Source organism: Variovorax sp. 05N34 (assembly GCF_056397405.1).
In genome coordinates, this window is sequence record NZ_JBFTNI010000020.1 from 16,107 (window position 1) to 33,855 (window position 17,749).

Genomic DNA, 17,749 nt, shown 5'->3' on the forward strand with positions numbered 1-17,749 from the left:
GGGGTCAGTCCTTGTCGCCCATGAGGCCTGAAGGACGCAGCAAGAGAACCAGCAGCATCAATGCGAAAGGAAGTGTCGCGGCCAGGCTCGACAGCTTGAGCGTCAGCAGTCCGCCGACACCTTCGGCCCATTGGCGCGCGCCCACGAACGCAAGCAGGTCCGCCGCGCTGTGGTCGACGCCCACGGCCAATGAAGTCAGCACGCCGATCAGCACCGAAGCGAGCATCGCCCCGCCGAGCGAACCCAGTCCGCCGACGACCACCACGACGAACACCATCACGCCCAGCTCGAGCGCCATGTTGGGGCTGGTGGTGTAGAACGCCCCGGCGATGGCGCCGGCCAGTCCGGCCAGCGCCGCGCCCACGCCGAAGACGCCCATGAACACCAGTTGCACGTTGTGCCCCAGGGCCTCGACCATGCGAGGCTTGTAGATGGCGGAGCGCACGACGATGCCCACGCGTGTGCGCGTCAGCAGCAGGTAGATCGCGGCGAACATCGCCAGCGCCACGGCGCCCATCAGCAGGCGGTAGGCCGGATACTGCTGACTGCCCAGCACGAAGGCCGACACGTCCAGCGACTGGGGGATCCGGTAGTCCACCGGATAGTTGCCGAAGAACAGCTTGATCGTCTCCGCGATGACGAAGGACAGCCCGAAGGTCAGCAGCAGCTCATGCGCATGCCCATAGCGATGGACCCGGCGCAGGAACCAGCGTTCGACCACCGCGCCCACGAGCCCTGCCAGCAGTGTTGCGGCCACCACTGCCGGCACGAAGCCGACGATGCCCTGCAGTGAATAGGCGAAGTACGCCCCCAGCATGTAGAAGGAGGCGTGCGCGAAGTTGAGCACGCCCATCATCCCGAAGATGAGCGTGAGCCCCGCCGACACCATGAAGAGCAGGAGCCCGTAGATGACGCCGTTGAGCAGCGAAAACGCCAGCCAGTCCATGCGCGCGTGCCTCGCTTCAGTCGGGGCGCTGCATCTTGCAGCTGGCCTGCGCCGGCGTGGAGGCCTCTTCGCCCGTGAATACCTTCACCGGCTTGAACCCGAGAGCGGTGCCGTCCGCCTTGTACTTGGCGTCCTTCGATACCACGGAGACCACCATCGGCATCAGCGCCTGGTGATCGGCCGCGCGCATGCTGATCACGCCGCCCGGTGTCTTGAGCTTCGTGCCTTCGAGTGTCTTCGCGAAGGCGTTCACGTCGAGCGCGCCGTTGACGGGCTTGGTGTGCTTGAGCGCCTCGGCCACCATCTGCAGGCCGAACACGCTTTGCGGTTCGACGAACACCGGCGCGTGCCCGACCTTGGCCGTGTAGGCCGACACGAAGCGTTCACCTTCCGCCCCCGAGGCCTCGGGATTGAACACCTGCGCGACGTAGTTGCCGGCCGCGAGATCGCCCGCATTGCTGATGTTGCCGGGCTGATCGAGGAACACGGTCGCGAAATGCGCCTTCAGGCCCGCGGCCTTGGCGGCCTTCATCATCAGCAAGAGGTCGTTCGACCAGTTGCCGGTGATCACCGTGTCTGCCCCCGAAGCGCTGATCTTCGAGACGTAAGGCGCGAAGTCCTGGATCTTGTTGACGTCGTGCAGTGTCTTCTCGACCACCTGATAGCCACCGGCCGTGGCGTTCTGGACGATGGCCTTTTCCATGTCCTGGCCCCACGAGTAGTTCTGGTTGATCGAATAGACCTTGGTGCCCAGCGCATTGGCCTCCTTCATCGCCTTGACCAGCGCCTGGGTGCGCACGTCGGCATTGCCTGCAAAGCGGAAGTGATAGAAGTTGCACTTCTCGCCCGTCAGCTCGAGCGCCTCCGCGCCAATGTTGATGTAGACCACTTCCTTGCCGGGGTTGCGCAGGTTGTACTTGCGCACGTCTTCGGTGATCTGCCCGCCGATCGCCGACGAGGCGCCTTGCACGATGATCTGGACGCCATCGGAGATCGCCGCCTTCAATTTGTCCGATGCGCCGGCCGGGCCGCCCTGGTTGTCGTACTCCACCAGTTGCACCGGCTCCCCGTTCCATCCACCGGCCGCGTTGAGCTGGTCGATGGCATAGCGCACGCCCGCGCGATAGGTCTGGCCCGACGAGGCCTGCGGGCCTGAGAGCGTCTCGACCAGGCCGATCTTCACGGGCGCGGCTTCGGCCGCGGTGGCGAGCAGCAGAAAAGCCGGCAGTGCGGCAAAGGCGATCTTGGTTGTCTTCATTTCGTTGTCTCCATTGGGTTGTCTTTTGGATGGGTCTTGATCGATGCCGCCCGCGCGGCTCAGAGGTACTCGAGGTTTCCGTCCACGCTGATGATTTGCCCGCTGACGTTGCGTGCGGCCGGCGAGCACAGGAAGAGCGTCATGGCGGCGACGTCATCCGCGGTGACCATGCGCCGCAGGGAGATCTTCTGCAGGTACTGTTCGCGCATCGCGTCTTCGGTGATGCCCAGCGATGCGGCGCGCGCGGCGATCACGCCCTGCATGCGTTCACCCTCCACCACGCCAGGAAGGATGGCGTTGACGCGGATGTCGTCGGGTCCGAGTTCGATCGCGAGCGATCGGGTCAAGCCCACGATGGCCCATTTGCTCGACGCATAAGGCGTGCGAAAGGCGTAGCCCAGACGTCCTGCGACCGAGCCCATCGCGATCAGCACGGGGCTGGAGGTCGATTGCTTGAGCAAGGGCACGGCGCGCCGCGCGAAGTAGTACTGGCCATTGAGATTGACGTCGATCGTGCGTTCCCAGCCCCCTGCGTCGATCGTCTCGATGGAGCCGGTCGGGCCTGCAATGCCCGCGTTGTTGATCAGCACGTCGAGCCCGCCCATGGCTGTCCGCACGTCCTCGAACACCAGATCGACGTCGGCGGCAACCGATGCATCGGCCACGCTGCCGGTGAGGCCGGGCGCTTCGCCAAGCAGGCGATCGAGCGCCAAACGGTCGATGTCGCAGACGTGGACTCTCGCTCCCGCCTCGGCGAAGGCGCGTGCGATGCGCGCCCCGAGCCCGCTCGCGCCTGCCGTGACGAGGACGCGCAGGCCTGGCGTTGGCCGAAGAGATTCGAGCAGGGACATGAGACTCCTTGGGGTTGGAGCGAGTCTGCGCGGACAGCCTGTTCAACCCTATGTGTCCCATGCACACATTTGCGGGCGCATCGATGTGGTTGCAGCCCTGTCGCCGGGCGTCGATTCGCCCTGCGCCTCTGGTAGCCTTTCGCCCGTCGCGATGCAGTCGCACTACGCGCCCACCGTGGGCGAACGAGGTCCCCATGAGCACTGTGATTCAAATCGAGCGCGGCGAGCAGATCGCGCGCCGTCTCGTGGGCATGCTGCACCAGGGTGCCGCCGCGGAGGACTTCGCGCAGTGCATTGCCGAGATCGAGGCTCTGCCAGACAGCAGGCCGGACAAGTCCAGCCTCATCGAGATCGTGCGCATGGGCATGGCCGTCCAGAACCGCATCGAGCTTCTGTTGCAGCGCGAGCGCGGCATGTCCGCCGTCATCGAGTCGGCCAAGGATCTTTCCAGCCAGCTCGATGTGACGAGCCTGCTCAGTGCCATCGTGGCGCGTGCGCGCAATCTGCTTGGGTCCGACCTGGCTTGGCTGTCCGGCTACGACACGCAGATCGATGGCTTTCGCGTGCTGGTGGCCGATGGCGCCGTCTCACCGCGGGTCTCCGGCATGGTGGCGCGCCGTGACCTTGGCGTCGCCAATGTGGTGATGGCCACGCGCATGCCCTTCACCACCCCCGACTATCTGCACGACAAGCGATTCGCGCACCACGGGAGCCTGGACGAGGTCTTCCGCGAGGAAGGCATCTCCGCCCTCGTGGGCGTGCCGCTGATCTGGGACTCCGAGGTGATCGGTCTGCTGTTCCTGGCGGACCGATACCAGCACGTCCATACGACGCAAAGCCTTTCGACGCTCTGCACACTGGCCACGCACGGTGCAGTGGCCTTGAAGAACGCGCGCGATTTTGGCCGGGTACACACCGCGCTGGAGAACGCGGACGCGGCGCGCGCGGAACTCGAAGGCCACGTGCGAAGCATCCAGGCCGCTGCCGATGCGCACGCGCAGATGACTTCGCTGCTGGCGCGCGGCGCGCCGCTGTCCACCTTGTGCCAGACGGTGGCGGATCTGCTGGGTGGCAGCCTTCTGGTGCTGGACGAAGCGGCGCAGGTCATCAGCCGGGGCGCCGCGGCCAACTACGCCGACGGCGGTGCGCAACACTACCAAGCCCATGGCGAGCACGGCGCCGAGTTGACGCGCGCCCTGCGGCAGAGCCGCGAGAGGGGTCGTTCGGTCGTCGCCTACGAAGCGAACGGCGAATCCTGCCGCGTCATGCCAGTCATCGGCGGCGAGGACGTGCTCGGTTCCATCGCCCTCTTTCATCGCGGCGCACTCGAAGAAGGCGCCGTGCGCACCTTCGAACGCAGCTCCAGCGTCATCGGCATCGTGCTCCTGTCACAGGAACGCATCGAGGCCACCAAGAGCCGCAGCACTTCTGCCTTGCTCCGCTCCCTGGTGTCGCCACGCCAGGACGAACTGGCCGACCTGGCGAATCGGGCCGAGCGCATCGGCCTGGACCTGGCGCAACCGCTGACGCTGCTGCTCGTGGAGATCGAAGGCCCGAGCGCCGGCTACGCCGCGCGGCACTTTCGCAGCCTGCCGTCGATGGAGCATGTGCTCGTGGACGACATCGACGGCGTGCTGGTGATGCTCTGCGCCGCGACGCGGGCCATCGATGTGCGCCAGGCGGTGATGAATTGGGCCGGCCGCGATGCCAGCGCGGTGCACCGGGGCGTGGTCTCGCGGCCGGTTGGCTCGCCGGCCGGGATCCCTGCGCTGTACGCGACGCTCAAGCGAGCCCTCGGCGTGCTCGGCCGGCTCGGCGTTCAGGGCCAGGTGATCGGGCAAAACGAGCTGGCGCTCTACTCCGCGCTTTTCGAGACGCACGACCAGACGAGCCTGAGCCAGTTCCTGGAAGCCACGATCGGATGCGTGATCGCCTACGACCGCAAGCGCAATGCCGAACTCGCACACACGCTGCTGAACTACTTCGATTGCAACCAGAACGCAAAGACGACTGCGCAGCGCCTGGGCATCCACGTCAACACCGTGCGCCAGCGGCTCGCCACGATCGAGGAGTTGCTCGGCCATTGGGGTCATGCTGCGCGTGCGCTGGAGATTCATATGGCGTTGCGCCTCTGGAGCCTGAGCGCAGCACCGTGATTCGGTGAAGCCGCGAGGCCGCACGCCCTTGGGGAAACCCGGATGGTGCTTTCCCCGGTGTGTCCTCAAATGACCTCTCGCCTTCCGTCAGTGACCTTTCAGGCGCCGGCGCAGCTCTCCATGATTCGGCCGCAAGGCAGTGCAGAGCGTGCTGCCGAAACCTCGAAAAGATGGAGACTTCCGTGAAACACAACCTTCTACTCGCGTTGGGCTGCTGCGCTCCCCTTCTGTCCGCCTGTGGCGGCGGCGGCAGCAATTTCATCCCGATCTCTACCCCGCCCGCTGCCTCGCCCAGCTCGCCTGCCCAGCCCCCGGCGCCCGCTCCGACAGCCAAGGCGCTGAGCTGCCAGGAAATGGCGGGCCTGACGATTCCCGCATCGGCCATTGGGCTGCCTACGACCGGCGCCAAGGTGACGGAGGCGCTCGTCGTCCCTGCCGCAGGCACGGGCGCCGCCGCGACGCCGGAGTACTGCCGCGTCACCGGCGCGATTGCGCCCGTGGATTCGAGCGCACCGAACATCATCTTCCGCGTGGCCCTGCCCACGGCCTGGAACAACAAGGCGGCCATGTTCGGCGGCGGCGGGCTGGACGGCACCCTGCCGAGCGTCGCGGGCAACGTCCCCGCAGGCCCGACGGATCAACCTGTGCCGCTGGCCCGCGGTTACGCCGTCTTCGCCAGCGACTCGGGCCACCAAGCCAACGCGGCGGGCTCGCTCGACGGGCAGTTCCAGCTCAACGACGAAGCGATGCGCAACTTTGGAGGCGAGGCGCTCAAGAAGACGCACGACGCCGCCATCTACCTGATCAAGGCGCGCTATGCGGCCGGCGCGCCGAAGAAGGCGTACTTCGCCGGCGGTTCGACCGGCGGTCGCGAGGCCCTGTCGGTGGCGCAGCGCTGGCCGGAGGATTGGGACGGCATCATTGCCTGGTATCCGGCGTGGAACCAGTTGTCGGCCATGCTCGGCGGCCACCGGGCGAGCCGCGCGCTCGCGCAGCCGGGCGCCTATCCCAACACGGCCAAGCGGATACTGATCCGCAACGCATCGCTCGAAGCCTGTGACGGACTCGACGGTCTCGTGGACGGGCTCATCAACAACCAGAGCGCATGCAACGGCATCTTCGATCCGTCCACCGCGACGCTGAACGGCGTGCCGCTTCGCTGTGCCGGCGGCGTCGACACCGGCGACACCTGCCTGTCGGACGCGCAGATCTCGGCGCTGAAGACGATGAACACGGCGACCAAGTTCAACTTCTTCCTCGCCAGCGGCTCGCAGGGCTATCCCGGCTACAACGTCTGGGGAGCGGACCTGGGCATCACGAGCAACCCCTCGCCGCTGCAGCCCACGGTGACCTTCCTCAACTTGGGCACCGAACAGCCGGCGATGCCCGTGCCTGCCGGCGCGCCCTACATCACCAAGCAGTTGGACCAGGTCATCAAGTACGGCGTCACGCGCGACCCTTCGTACAACTCTCTCTCGCTCGATCCGGAGAACCCCGGCCCCTGGGGCGAGCGTCTCAGCGAGCTGAGCACCATGCTCGACGTGAGCAGCGACGTGTCGGCCTTCGTGGCACGCGGCGGCAAGCTGCTGCTCGCGCACGGCTTGTCCGACGTGCTCGTGAGCACGCGCGCCACCGAGCAGTACTACCAGCGGCTGCAGACGCAGTTCGGGGCGGCCAATGTCGACACCTTCGCACGGTTCTATGAAGTCGCGGGCTATGGCCATGCGGTCAGCACCGTGTTCAACGTCTCCTGGGATTCGCTGACCGCACTGGAAAACTGGTCCGAGAAGGGTGTCGCACCCAAAGCCCAGGTCGCGACCGACACGGCAGGTGTTCCGGGCCGCAAGCGCCCGCTCTGCGACTACCCGACATGGCCCAAATACAAGGGCTCGGGCGACGTGAACGCGGCGGAGTCCTACAGCTGCGCCAGCAGCTGATCGCGGCCACGCTTTCGTCACATCCATCGCGTCCGATGTGTGTCATGCGCACACATAGGCGCGGGCCTCGCCAGGCCACAGACTCCTGTCATGAACTTTGGCCTGGCGAGGCGGATGCATGTCACATTGGATGCCCTTGTCCGGGGGGAGGCACTATCCCCCTCATCAGATTGCAGCCCTGACGCGGCTGCTGCACGCAGAAGGCATTGACCCTCGCGCCGTGCTCGCAGGCACCGGGCTGCAGCCGGCCGATCTGGACGATGTGGCGTGCCAGACATCCGTCGAACAGTACCTGGCGGCGTGCCGCAACGCACTGAACCTCGCGTCCACAGCCAGCCTCGCGCTACGGGTCGGGCGCGAGCTGCATCTGTCCGACTGCGGCCTCTACGGCCTGATGCTGCTGACTTGTGAATCCGTCGCCGTCCATTTCCGTCTGGCCACGAAGTACCAGTCGATGACGGCCTCGGTGCTGGCCATCGAGGCACAGACCGGCGAAGGCGGCGCACTGTGGCTCGTCAATGATGAAGGGGCACGCGAACTGGCTCCGGCGTTGCGCCTCTTTCTCGTCGAGCAGCAGTTCGCACGGCTCGTCACGCAACTGCAAGACCTCGTGGGACCGGCGTGCGCTCCCGTGCTCGCCTGCTTCACGCATGCAGCGCCGGCTCACCAAGCCGACTACGCCAGGCACCTGCAATGCCCCTGCGTCTTTGGCTGGCACCGCAACGAATTGCGCTTCGGCAAGAACGTTCTCGATCGGCGCCCGCGACTGGCCAACCCATTCACCACGGGCACGCTGCAATCCGCATGCGACGCCCAGCTGGCGGACATGGAGGCCTCGCTCGGCTTTGCGGGCAAGGTCTATCGCGCGTTGCGCGTGCTGCCCGGCCCCGGCGCCGACATGCAGGCGGTGGCCTCGACGCTGAAGATGACCGATCGCACGCTGCGGCGGCACCTGGCCTGCGAGGGGACATCTTTTTCGCGCATCGCCGATCAGGTCCGATACAGCATGGCCAGCCAGCAGCTGCAATGTTCGCAAGCCAGCGTCGAGCAGGTGGCCGAGATGACCGGCTTCTCGGACCCGGCCAACTTCCGGCGTGCCTTCCTGCGCTGGGCGGGCATGTCCCCCGCGCGCTTTCGGCGGGCGAAACGCCCTTTGAATCCTGTGTTCTCGGCGAGCTTGTCGTAGGCCGGGATGCGCGCGCCCCGCAGCGCGCGGGCCGGCGTTAGCCTGGACACGGCCTGTCGGCTTGCGAGTCGCCAGATCGAGGGCCACGGCTGACACTGCCGCTCCCACGCGGAGGCGACGATGCCTCATCCAACGCATCGGCCCCTGCGCCATGAAGATCGCCACCTTCAACGTCAACGGCATCAAAGGCCGGATGCCACGTCTTCTGGAATGGCTCGACGAGGCTTCGCCCGACATCGCCTGCCTCCAGGAAATCAAGACCGGCGATGCGACGTTTCCGCACGAAGCTCTGGAAGCGGCGGGCTACCGAGTCGTGTGGCACGGCCAGCCGCGGCATCACGGCGTAGCGATCCTGTCGCGGGGCGCCGCGCCGGTGGAAGTTCGCCGCGGCCTTCCCGGAGACGATGCGGATGGGCAGGCGAGGTATCTCGAGGCTGCTGTCGGCGATCTGCACGTGGTGTCGCTTTACCTGCCGAACGGCAACCCCGTGCCGAGCGACAACTTCAACTACAAGCTTCAATGGTTCGACCGCTTCATCGCGCATGCGAAGACACTCGCCGCGCGCGAGGTCGTGCTCTGCGGCGACTTCAATGTGGTGCCTACCAACGAGGACATCTACAACGCGGGCTCATGGCGATTCGATGCCGTGCTCCAGCCGCAGACCAGAGCTGCCTACCAGCGGCTTCTGGCCCAAGGCTGGATCGACAGCGCGCGCCACTTGAATCCACAGGGTCGCAAGGAGCTGTACACGTTCTGGGTCAATGGCGAGGCGTTCCGCAGGGGCGCGGGATTCCGAATGGACTTCATCCTGCTGAGCCCCGGCCTTAAGACCCGCTTGCGAGCAACGGGAGTGGACTCGGAGCACCGCGGGCGCGACAAGCCGAGCGATCACGCGCCGATGTGGATCGAACTGGCCGCGCCTGAATGACAACCGGCGCCGCGGCCCATTTGTTCATACCTCGCCTTCTCGCAGCAGTTCACGCAGCAATTCGCGCAGCTTGAACTTCTGGATCTTCCCGGACGGCGTGCAAGGCAGTGCGTCACGCACGACCAGGCGTTCCGGGATGTACTGCATCGCCACCTTCTGCTCTTTCAGGAACTGCACGATCGAGGGCAGGTCCACGCTTTGCGCCGGCTTGGGCACGACCACCGCGCAGGCGCGCTCGCCAAGCCGCTCATCCGGGTACGCCACGATCGCCGCCATCGCGATCGCCGGGTGCCGATACAACAGCGACTCGATCTCGACCACCGGGATGTTCTCGCCACCGCGGATGATCACGTCCTTGCTGCGGCCGGTAATGCGGATGTAGCCCTGCGCGTCGATGCGCGCCAGGTCGCCGGTGTCGAACCAGTCGTCGGCGTCGGTGCCGTTGAGATGCGAACGCCGCAGGTAGCCGCCAAAGTTCGAACACGAGCGAACGAGCAGCCGTCCCGGCTGGTCGAACGGCAGCTTCTCGCCGAACTCATCGACCACCTTGAGTTCCACGCCCGGCAGCGCCAGACCGTCGGTCATGGCCGCGCGCGAGTCATCGTCGTCGAGCCGGATCAGCGTGACGGCGCCGTTCTCGCTCATGCCCCATGCCGACACGATCTTGGCGCCCAGGCCCTGCCGCGCCTGCTCCACCAGCGGCCCGGGAATCGGCGCCCCTGCGCACAGGAACGTGCGAAGGCTCGGCACCGCCTGGCCCGTCTCGGAGACGCTTCGGGCGAGGTCCGTGAGGAACGGCGTCGAGGCCATCGTGAAGGTGACGCCCTCGGCGCGAATCAGCTCGATCGCGCGCTTCGGGTCCCAGACGTCCTGCACCACGGCGCTTGCCTTGAGCATGATCGGCATCATGAGCCCATACATGAAGCCGGTCTGATGTGCCATTGGCGAAGCCATCAACACCACGTCGTCGGCCCCGAGTTGCAGTCGCTTTGCGTAGGGAATGATGTTGGCCATCGTGGTGTTGGCCGAGTGCATGACGCCCTTGGGCTCGCCCGTGGTGCCCGACGTGTAGATCAGCTGCGTCACGTCGTCCGGACCGGGCCGGCTGCTTGTGAGGATTTGGTGCGCGTCGGGCTCGTTCTCCCAGGCCGGTCCGCTGAGCAGTGCGTCGAAGCTGTTCGCGCCCGTGCCGCCAACTACCACGATCTGCTCCAGATGGGGCAATGCCGGCTGCAGCTCGGTCAGCATGCGCTCGAAGTCGAAGCCGCGAAAGGTCTTCGGCACGATCACGACCTTGGCTTCGCCGTGCTTGAGCATGAACGACAGCTCACGCTCTCGGAAGATGTGCATCAGCGGGTTCATCACGGCGCCGATGCGCGAGCAGGCCAGATAGACCAGCGTGAACTGCCACCAGTTGGGCAACTGGCAAGCCACCACGTCGTTGCGGCGCACGCCCAGGCGCGACAGCCCCACCGCGATGCGATCGGCCATGCGCGCCAGTTCGCGGTAGGTGAAGCGGGTCGTGACGCCCTCCTCCACTTGCACGGCTGTCAGCGCCAGCTTGTCGGGACATTCAGCGACACACCCGTCCAGGTCGTCATTGATGGTGCGGTCATGCCAGAGGCCCTGGGCGACCATGCGCGCGCGGCGCGGCGGCAGCAATACGGCATCGAATTCCATGTCTTGTCTCCTGCTTTTTTGTCTGTCGATGAGGGTGTCAGGCCGGCACGGCGTCCCGGCCCGCGCGGGTGCGCGCCACAATCGTCTTCATGATCTGCGCGGTGCCGTCGCCGATCTGGAAGCCAAGCACGTCACGCAGGCGCTGCTCCATCACGCCGCGGTCATAGCCGCCGTGGCCGAACATCAGCAGGCACTGGTGAATCGCGTCATAAGCCAACTTGGGCGCCCACCACTTGCACATCGCCGCTTCGGCGGTGTGCGGCGCGCCCTTGTCCTTGAGCCACAGGGTCTGCAGGCAAAGCAGCCGCGCGGCGGTGACCTGCGTGTCGAAGTCCGCCAGCGGATGCGACACGCCCTGAAACGCCGACAGCGGCTTGCCGAAGGCCTCGCGCTGCGCGACGTAGTCCCAGGTTTCCTCCAGCGCCACGCGCGCCACGGCAAGGACCTGCAGGCCGATGAGCGCACGCGAGAAATCGAAGCCCTGCATCACCTGCACAAAGCCCTTGTTCTCTTCGCCCAGCCGATGGCTGACCGGCACCCGCACGTTCTCGAAGAACAGCGAGCCACGCCCGATCGCGCGCTGCCCATGGCAATCGAAGCGATTGCGCGTGACGCCGGGCAGGTCCATCGGCACCAGCAGCGCGGTCACGCCGTGCGCTGCCGAATCGATCGACCCGGTGCGGCCGAACACCACTGCCGCATCGGCCTGGTCCGCCGCCGAGATGGAGGTCTTCTCGCCGTTGATCACGTAGTTGTCGCCAACGCGTTCGATGCGCAGCCGCAGGTTGGCCGCATCCGAACCACCGCGCGGCTCGGTCAGCGCGATGGCGAACAACGCCTCGCCCCGCGTCAGCTTCTGAAGCCACGGCCGGACGACTTCGAGCTGCCCGTGTTGCGAGAGGATCTGCCCATTGAGCGAGGCCAGCAGGTTGATGTAGGACATGCTGAGATCGGCCCGCGCAATCTCCTCGTGGATCACGCCAGCGGCCAGGCAACCCATGCCCTGGCCGCCATGTGCCTCGGGCAATTCGGGCGCAATGAACCCCATCTCGCCCATCTCGCGCATCAACTGGCGCTCGAGTACGCGGGTCTTGTCGCGCTCCAGAAAGCCGGGGGCAATGCGCTCGGCCGCGAAACGGCGCGCGTGGTCGCCGAGCGCTGTGAGGTCTTCGTCCAGATAGGGGTTCATCGCCCGCCCCTATTTCGCGTACTTGCGAAAGTTGGGCTTGCGCTTTTCCTTCAGGGCGCTGACACCTTCGCGCGACTCTTCAGTGTCATAGAAGAGCTTGAGCGCGTACATGCCCATGCCGGCGATGCCACTCTGGTGTGCGGTGTCGGCGTTGAAGCTGCGTTTGGCAATAGCGATGGCCGTGGGACTGCGCTCACAGATTTCCTCGGCCCACTTCTGCACTTCGGCATCGAGCTGCTCGTGCGGCACCACCGCATTGGCCAGTCCCATGGCGACGGCCTCGGAGCCGCTATAGCGGCGGTTCAGATACCAGATCTCGCGCGCCTTCTTCTCGCCGACCACGCGCGCAAGAAAAGCCGTGCCGTAGCCCGGATCGACCGATCCCATCTTGGGCCCGACCTGGCCGAAGATGGCCTTCTCGGACGCAATCGTCAGGTCGCAGATCGTGCACAGCACGTTGCCGCCGCCGATCGCGAAGCCCTGCACGCGCGCAATCACCGGCTTGGGCACGTTGCGGATTGCGTCATGGAGCTCTTCCATCGGCAGACCGATGGTGCCGCGCCCGTCGTAGTTGCCGTCGTGCGCGGACTGGTCGCCGCCGGTGCAAAACGCACGGTCGCCGGCGCCGGCCAGAACGATCGCGCCGATGCTGCGGTCGTAGCCTGCGCGGTTCATGGCCCTGATGAGTTCGTCGCAGGTCTGGCCGCGAAACGAGTTCATCTTTTCGGGCCGGTTGATCGTGATCCAGGCCACGCCGTTGCGTACCTCGTAGAGGATGTCTTCGAATTCCATGGAGTGCTCCTAAGGTTGTGGAGGAGAAGTTGTGGAGAAAGGCCGTCTCGGGATCAGCCGTTCATCGTCAGGCCGCCGGACACGCTCAGCACCTGTCCCGTGACAAAGCCGGCGTCGTCGCTGGCGAAGAAAAGAATCGCGCCGGGCAAGTCGTCCGGCTGGCCGATGCGGCCGAGCGGAATCGAGCGCGTGAACGCCTCCATCAGCTTCTCGGGATTGCCCGCGCCTTGCTTGTAGTCGGCGAACAAGGCCGTGTCAGTCGGCCCCGGACAAACGACATTGACCGTGATGCCATGGCGCGCATGTTCGCGCGCGATGGTTTTCGAGAAAGCGACCAGGCCGCCCTTGCATGCCGCATAGACCGCTTCGCCCGACGAGCCGACACGCGCCGCATCGGAGGCGATGTTGACGATGCGGCCGGCCTTGCGCGCCGCCATGCCGGGGAGCACGGCGTGGTGCATGTGCAGTGCGCCCGTCAGGTTGATGGCGATGAGCTTGTCCCACTGCGCCGGCTCGGTCTTGGTGAAGGGCTTGAAAACGTCCCACCCGGCGTTGTTGACGAGCACGTCGATGGCGCCCAGACCCTGCTCCGTGGCCTGCACCGCCTGATCGACGCTTGCGCGATCGGTGATGTCGCAGCGGTAGGCCTGCGCCTGTCCGCCGGATTCGCGAATACCGGCAGCCACCTTCTCGGCAGCCTCCAAATTCATGTCGTACACCGCCACTTTTGCGCCTTCGCGAGCGAAGCGCCGGCAGGTCGCTCCGCCGATACCGCCGCCGCCACCGGTGACCACCACGGTCTTGCTTTCAAATCTCTGCATCGGGTTTCTCCGTGAAGTTTGCATATACGTCAAGATGTTGACATAGTATGCGACCGACCCGATCACGAATGCAAGACGTTTTGAAGAGAGATTTTTCTATGGTTAACCCTACTACCAGGCCTTCCGGACTTACTGAAGCCGAAGAGACGACCAGGATTGAACTGGCGAACCGCGTGTTCTTTCGCCTCTATCAATGTGCCAACATGTTGCACAAAACCGGCACCAAGGCGGTGGAGGCGGAGGGCCTGACCACGCAGCAGTGGGCAGTGCTTGGAGCGCTGGCGAGGCCGGCCGTGCGCGAAGGCATGAGCATGGGCGACCTGGCGCGCTACCTGAAGGTGAGTCGGCAGAACCTTTCGGGGCTGCTCAGCCGCATGGAAAGGGACGGCCGGATCCAGACCGCAGCCGACGAGCGCGACCGTCGCTCGCGCCTCGTGTCAATGACGGACGCGGGGCTGCGCGTGTGGCAAGAAGAAGCCTTGCCCAAAATCCACGGGTACTACGCGCAGGTGCTCGAAGGCTTTTCGGTGAACGACATCGCCCACACCTTGCATTACCTGCTGAAGATCCTGGACAACATGCAAGCCGTCGACGACCGCCAGGGCGGTGGCGACGAGGCGGTCCAGGACGCCTGATCGCCGCGCGAGTCAACGCCGGAGCGGGCAACCGCGTTGAATCCCTCTGCAACAGGCAAGGACGATAGATGGCAACGCTCGGGTGGTTCGCGGTGGCCGCGGTGGCAATCGCAGCCGGTGGAATGGTGGTTTTCCTGCGGCACAAGATCGGCAAGGAAATCGAAGGCGGCCACATCCGGTCGACGAATCCGCTCGGCAAGGCACCATAGCGCCGACGAATTCCGCTTCCACGCGCATGCCAAGAAAAAAAAGCCGTTTCAAACTCATCGCATGGACATTCCTGGTGACCGTGGCGGCGGCGGTCCTGGCGCTGAACTTCACGGCCGGCGAGAAGAAGGTCGTCGAGAACGTCAAGCACGAGTACGGGCTGCGCGACCCCCAGTACCAACGGGCCTTGGGCGTGATGCTCGGCCAGCCGATCACGAGCGGCAACCGCTTCGCCGCGCTCTACAACGGCGACAGCATTTTTCCGCCGATGCTGGCCGCCATCCGGAGCGCCAGGCAAAGCATCACCTTCGAGACCTACATCTACTGGTCCGGCGATATCGGCAAGCAGTTTGCCGATGCCCTGTCGGAACGCGCGCGCGCTGGCGTGCCGGTGCATGTGCTGCTCGACTGGGTGGGCAGTTCCAAGGTCGACAAAGACTTTCTCAAGGAGATGGAAGCCGCGGGCGTGCAGATCCGCAAGTTCCACAAGCCCTCCTGGTACGACCTCGCGCGCATGAACAACCGCACGCACCGCAAGATCCTCGTCGTCGATGGCAAGGTCGGGTTCACAGGCGGGGTGGGCATTGCGCCGGCGTGGACCGGGAACGCGCAGGACGCCGAACACTGGCGCGACTCGCATTTCATGGCCGAAGGCCCCGTCGTCGCGCAGATGCAAGCGGTCTTCATGGAGAACTGGATCAAGGTTTCAGGCGACGTGCTGCATGACGCGCGCTACTTTCCGCCGATCGACAACGCGGGCGACGGCCGGGCGCAGATGTTCAGCAGTTCGCCTTCAGGCGGCAGTGAGAGCGTGTACCTGATGTACCTGATGTCGATCGCGGCGGCGGAGCGGACCATCGACCTGTCGAGCGCCTACTTCGTTCCCGATGACCTCACCGTCGCGGCATTGGTCGCCGCCATGAAGCGCGGCGTGCGGCTGCGCATCATCACGCCCGGACCGATCATCGACTCGCAGACCGTCCGGGGCGCCTCGCGGGCGGCCTGGGGGCCGCTGCTGGCCGCCGGCGCTCAGATCAGCGAATACCAGCCGACGATGTTTCACTGCAAGGTCTTCACCGTCGACGGACTGCTGGTCTCCGTCGGCTCGACCAACTTCGACAACCGCTCGTTTCGGCTGAACGACGAAGCCAATCTCAACATCTACGACGAGGGCTTCGCCGCGGCGCAAGAAAAGCAGTTCGAAGCGGATTTGCGCCAGTCGAAGCAACTGACGCTGCAGGAATGGCAGAACCGGCCATTGATCGAAAAGGCCATGGAACACCTCGCCGCGCTGTTGTCGACGCAACTTTGATTGCTTTTATCGCGGCGTGAAGCCGTCGTCGCTCCAGTCTTCGCTGCCCACGCCGTGGTGTACGAAGAACAGGCCCTCAGGGTCGTACCGAGACTTCGCCGCGCGCAGCCGTGCGTAGTTCGATCCCCAGAAAGCCTGCTGCCAGTCGGCTTGGAAGTAATTGCTTTCCGAGACATAGGCGCCGGGGTTCGGCACCAGCTTGCGAAGCTCGCCCATTGCGCGTGCAATCGCTTGCGCTCGCTGGTGCGCCTGTGATGCGTTGGGCTCGTGGCCCGCGATGCCCGGGTACGCGGGTTGCTCGTCCGCTCCGAGGATCACCAGCGCAAAGGCATCCAGCGCGGCCGGGTTCATGGCGGTGTCGCGCGCCGCGGTGATCGCCTCGGGCGGCGCCCCCGCCAACCCTTTGTTGAAGTGCAGCGACAAGGGCCAGTGCCGGCTCGCTGCGAAGAGTGCATCGGCGAGCGCCTCTCGCCGGTCGCCTTGCAACAGTGCGGCGGGAAGCCAGCCAGACTCGTAACCGTGCAGCACCTGGCCCGCCTGCCTTTGATCGCCGGGCCAGAACACGTTGGTCTTCGGCGCGCCCGGCCGGTCATCGCTTGCCACGAAGCCGAGCGTGCGCTTGATGAGCGTCGGCGACCAGAACTCCTGCGCCGAAACCGAGACGACGGAGAACATCCCGGCGTCGACGCTGAAGTCATCCGACGCCGCCCCCACGGCATCGAGAAAGGGCTGCCAGACGACCCGCGCTTGCCTTCGCGTCAGGCCCTGGAACACCATCGACACCGCAACCGTGTTGTCGGTGCGAAAGCGGATCTGCTCGCCCCAATGGGGGTTCATCAACGACTCGCCATAAAACGCCAGGACCTTGCCGATCAGCGATCGGAACGCGGTCGGCGAATTCGCCTTGATCGTCAGGTTCACAGCGCCGAAGTTTTCGGGCAACTCGTGCACGCGCAGCGTGAGCCTGGTGACCACCCCGAAACTGCCGCCGCCGCCACCTTTGAGGCTCCAGAAGAGCTCCGGATTGGTACAGGCATTGGCGATGCGCACCTGGCCATCGGCAGTGACCACCTCGGCCTGGAGCAGACTGCCCGACGCAAGACCGTAGCGCTTCGAAAAGCTGCCGAAGCCGCCGCTCTGGATCAATCCCGCCACGCCGACCGTCATGCAGCCGCCGCCCTGCACATAGCCGCCTGCCTGCGTCGTCACAGCGTCATACACCTGCGACCACATGGCACCGGCTTCGACCGTGACGGCACGTTGGGGCGCGGAAGACGCCGCGCAGCCATCGGCAATGAAAGCGTCATGCAGCGTGACCGCATTCATGTGCCGGGTCCAGACCAGCAGCGAATCGGGCGCATTCGACGTGCCCTGATAGCTGTGGCCGCCGCCCTTCACGACCAAGCGCAACCGGTGCTCACGCGCAAAGTCGACGGCTGCCGCGACGTCGCTCGTTTCGCGCGCCGCGACTGCGTAGACGCTCGGCGAGGATGTCCAGGCGTCGACCCAGCCCAGCGTCTGCGTCAGTGCGACGTCGTCGCCGATGAAATACGGGTTCTTCATCGACTTGAACAGCTGCGCGCATTCGGCGCTGGCCGGTGTGGCGCGACAGGCGACGAGCGGCGACCGCACCTCGATCAGCCGCCCTCCGACCTGCTCTTTCAGCTGCTGCCATTGCATGCTCGAAGGCCAGCCCGGCTCGCCCGGCCGGACCCGGGCGCGAGCCGACGCCTGAGCGGCCCATCCGATTTTTGGCAGCAGCGGTGCGAATGGCAGCACTGCAGCAGCCTGCCAAAGGCTTCTTCGGGTTTTCGAGTGGAGTGTCATTCCGTCATTCTGGCTGCGTGTCGA

Annotated in this window: 15 protein-coding genes; 7 read left to right on the forward strand and 8 right to left on the reverse strand. The window is 65.6% G+C overall.

All coding sequences use genetic code 11. The annotated features are described in order from the left end of the window. Nucleotides 1-4 precede the first annotated feature (4 nt). The 3 genes from AC1DMA_RS29710 to AC1DMA_RS29720 are packed head-to-tail and all read right to left on the reverse strand — an operon-like array spanning nucleotide 5 to nucleotide 3,055. Nucleotides 5-946, reverse strand: coding sequence for a branched-chain amino acid ABC transporter permease (locus AC1DMA_RS29710; RefSeq protein WP_478146420.1), 942 nt, complete (start codon nucleotides 944-946; stop codon nucleotides 5-7). A 16-nt stretch (nucleotides 947-962) separates the two neighbouring features. After that, nucleotides 963-2,204, reverse strand: coding sequence for a branched-chain amino acid ABC transporter substrate-binding protein (locus AC1DMA_RS29715; RefSeq protein ID WP_478146421.1), 1,242 nt, complete (start codon nucleotides 2,202-2,204; stop codon nucleotides 963-965). 59 nt (nucleotides 2,205-2,263) lie between these two features. Then, nucleotides 2,264-3,055 carry an SDR family oxidoreductase gene (locus tag AC1DMA_RS29720; RefSeq protein ID WP_478127888.1) on the reverse strand — a complete coding sequence of 264 codons (792 nt, stop codon included), beginning with the start codon at nucleotides 3,053-3,055 and terminating at the stop codon, nucleotides 2,264-2,266. Between the two features lie 194 nt (nucleotides 3,056-3,249). On the opposite strand from AC1DMA_RS29720, the gene AC1DMA_RS29725 reads away from it, so the two are divergent. The 4 genes from AC1DMA_RS29725 to xth all read left to right on the forward strand — a co-directional run bounded on the left by AC1DMA_RS29725 (nucleotide 3,250) and on the right by xth (nucleotide 9,262). Further along, the gene (locus AC1DMA_RS29725) at nucleotides 3,250-5,211 is read left to right on the forward strand and encodes a helix-turn-helix domain-containing protein (protein ID WP_478146422.1); all 1,962 of its coding nucleotides are present in this window, start codon (nucleotides 3,250-3,252) and stop codon (nucleotides 5,209-5,211) included. A gap of 170 nt (nucleotides 5,212-5,381) precedes the next feature. Further along, nucleotides 5,382-7,148, forward strand: a complete 1,767-nt coding sequence (locus AC1DMA_RS29730; protein WP_478146423.1) for a tannase/feruloyl esterase family alpha/beta hydrolase — start codon at nucleotides 5,382-5,384, stop codon at nucleotides 7,146-7,148. Nucleotides 7,149-7,266: 118 nt separating this feature from the next. Then, entirely contained in the window at nucleotides 7,267-8,334 is a 1,068-nt protein-coding gene (locus AC1DMA_RS29735; RefSeq protein ID WP_478146424.1) for an AraC family transcriptional regulator, read from the forward strand. A gap of 151 nt (nucleotides 8,335-8,485) precedes the next feature. After that, complete coding sequence (gene xth, locus AC1DMA_RS29740; RefSeq protein ID WP_478146425.1) at nucleotides 8,486-9,262, forward strand: exodeoxyribonuclease III; 777 nt, start codon at nucleotides 8,486-8,488, stop codon at nucleotides 9,260-9,262. Between the two features lie 24 nt (nucleotides 9,263-9,286). Here xth and aliA read toward each other — a convergent pair whose 3' ends face one another. The 4 genes from aliA to badH are packed head-to-tail and all read right to left on the reverse strand — an operon-like array spanning nucleotide 9,287 to nucleotide 13,744. After that, nucleotides 9,287-10,942: a cyclohexanecarboxylate-CoA ligase gene (aliA, locus tag AC1DMA_RS29745; RefSeq protein WP_478146426.1), complete on the reverse strand. Its 1,656-nt coding sequence runs from the start codon at nucleotides 10,940-10,942 to the stop codon at nucleotides 9,287-9,289. 37 nt (nucleotides 10,943-10,979) lie between these two features. Then, nucleotides 10,980-12,131: a cyclohexanecarboxyl-CoA dehydrogenase gene (gene aliB, locus AC1DMA_RS29750; protein WP_478127894.1), complete on the reverse strand. Its 1,152-nt coding sequence runs from the start codon at nucleotides 12,129-12,131 to the stop codon at nucleotides 10,980-10,982. A gap of 9 nt (nucleotides 12,132-12,140) precedes the next feature. After that, nucleotides 12,141-12,923: a 2-ketocyclohexanecarboxyl-CoA hydrolase gene (badI, locus tag AC1DMA_RS29755; protein ID WP_478146427.1), complete on the reverse strand. Its 783-nt coding sequence runs from the start codon at nucleotides 12,921-12,923 to the stop codon at nucleotides 12,141-12,143. A 53-nt stretch (nucleotides 12,924-12,976) separates the two neighbouring features. Next, on the reverse strand, nucleotides 12,977-13,744 hold the full coding sequence (gene badH / locus AC1DMA_RS29760) for a 2-hydroxycyclohexanecarboxyl-CoA dehydrogenase (RefSeq protein WP_478146428.1): 768 nt from the start codon (nucleotides 13,742-13,744) through the stop codon (nucleotides 12,977-12,979). 98 nt (nucleotides 13,745-13,842) lie between these two features. Between badH and AC1DMA_RS29765 the strand changes: the two genes are divergently transcribed. From AC1DMA_RS29765 to AC1DMA_RS29775, 3 genes are all read left to right on the forward strand, one after another. Then, on the forward strand, nucleotides 13,843-14,379 hold the full coding sequence (locus AC1DMA_RS29765) for a MarR family winged helix-turn-helix transcriptional regulator (RefSeq protein ID WP_478146429.1): 537 nt from the start codon (nucleotides 13,843-13,845) through the stop codon (nucleotides 14,377-14,379). Nucleotides 14,380-14,447: 68 nt separating this feature from the next. Then, complete coding sequence (locus AC1DMA_RS29770) at nucleotides 14,448-14,588, forward strand: hypothetical protein (RefSeq protein ID WP_478127898.1); 141 nt, start codon at nucleotides 14,448-14,450, stop codon at nucleotides 14,586-14,588. 26 nt (nucleotides 14,589-14,614) lie between these two features. After that, nucleotides 14,615-15,898: a phospholipase D-like domain-containing protein gene (locus tag AC1DMA_RS29775; protein WP_478127899.1), complete on the forward strand. Its 1,284-nt coding sequence runs from the start codon at nucleotides 14,615-14,617 to the stop codon at nucleotides 15,896-15,898. Between the two features lie 6 nt (nucleotides 15,899-15,904). Here AC1DMA_RS29775 and AC1DMA_RS29780 read toward each other — a convergent pair whose 3' ends face one another. Continuing rightward, the gene (locus AC1DMA_RS29780) at nucleotides 15,905-17,725 is read right to left on the reverse strand and encodes an FAD-binding oxidoreductase (protein WP_478146430.1); all 1,821 of its coding nucleotides are present in this window, start codon (nucleotides 17,723-17,725) and stop codon (nucleotides 15,905-15,907) included. Nucleotides 17,726-17,749 lie beyond the last annotated feature (24 nt).

Coding starts and splice junctions, on each gene's coding strand:
- AC1DMA_RS29725 (WP_478146422.1), top strand. CDS start 3,250: ATGAGCACTGTGATTCAAATCGAGCGCGGCGAGCAGATCGCGCGCCGT.
- xth (WP_478146425.1), top strand. CDS start 8,486: ATGAAGATCGCCACCTTCAACGTCAACGGCATCAAAGGCCGGATGCCA.
- AC1DMA_RS29735 (WP_478146424.1), top strand. CDS start 7,267: ATGTCACATTGGATGCCCTTGTCCGGGGGGAGGCACTATCCCCCTCAT.
- AC1DMA_RS29710 (WP_478146420.1), bottom strand. CDS start 946: ATGGACTGGCTGGCGTTTTCGCTGCTCAACGGCGTCATCTACGGGCTC.
- badI (WP_478146427.1), bottom strand. CDS start 12,923: ATGGAATTCGAAGACATCCTCTACGAGGTACGCAACGGCGTGGCCTGG.
- AC1DMA_RS29770 (WP_478127898.1), top strand. CDS start 14,448: ATGGCAACGCTCGGGTGGTTCGCGGTGGCCGCGGTGGCAATCGCAGCC.
- AC1DMA_RS29775 (WP_478127899.1), top strand. CDS start 14,615: ATGCCAAGAAAAAAAAGCCGTTTCAAACTCATCGCATGGACATTCCTG.
- AC1DMA_RS29715 (WP_478146421.1), bottom strand. CDS start 2,204: ATGAAGACAACCAAGATCGCCTTTGCCGCACTGCCGGCTTTTCTGCTG.
- AC1DMA_RS29720 (WP_478127888.1), bottom strand. CDS start 3,055: ATGTCCCTGCTCGAATCTCTTCGGCCAACGCCAGGCCTGCGCGTCCTC.
- AC1DMA_RS29780 (WP_478146430.1), bottom strand. CDS start 17,725: ATGACACTCCACTCGAAAACCCGAAGAAGCCTTTGGCAGGCTGCTGCA.
- AC1DMA_RS29765 (WP_478146429.1), top strand. CDS start 13,843: ATGGTTAACCCTACTACCAGGCCTTCCGGACTTACTGAAGCCGAAGAG.
- AC1DMA_RS29730 (WP_478146423.1), top strand. CDS start 5,382: ATGGAGACTTCCGTGAAACACAACCTTCTACTCGCGTTGGGCTGCTGC.
- aliA (WP_478146426.1), bottom strand. CDS start 10,942: ATGGAATTCGATGCCGTATTGCTGCCGCCGCGCCGCGCGCGCATGGTC.
- aliB (WP_478127894.1), bottom strand. CDS start 12,131: ATGAACCCCTATCTGGACGAAGACCTCACAGCGCTCGGCGACCACGCG.
- badH (WP_478146428.1), bottom strand. CDS start 13,744: ATGCAGAGATTTGAAAGCAAGACCGTGGTGGTCACCGGTGGCGGCGGC.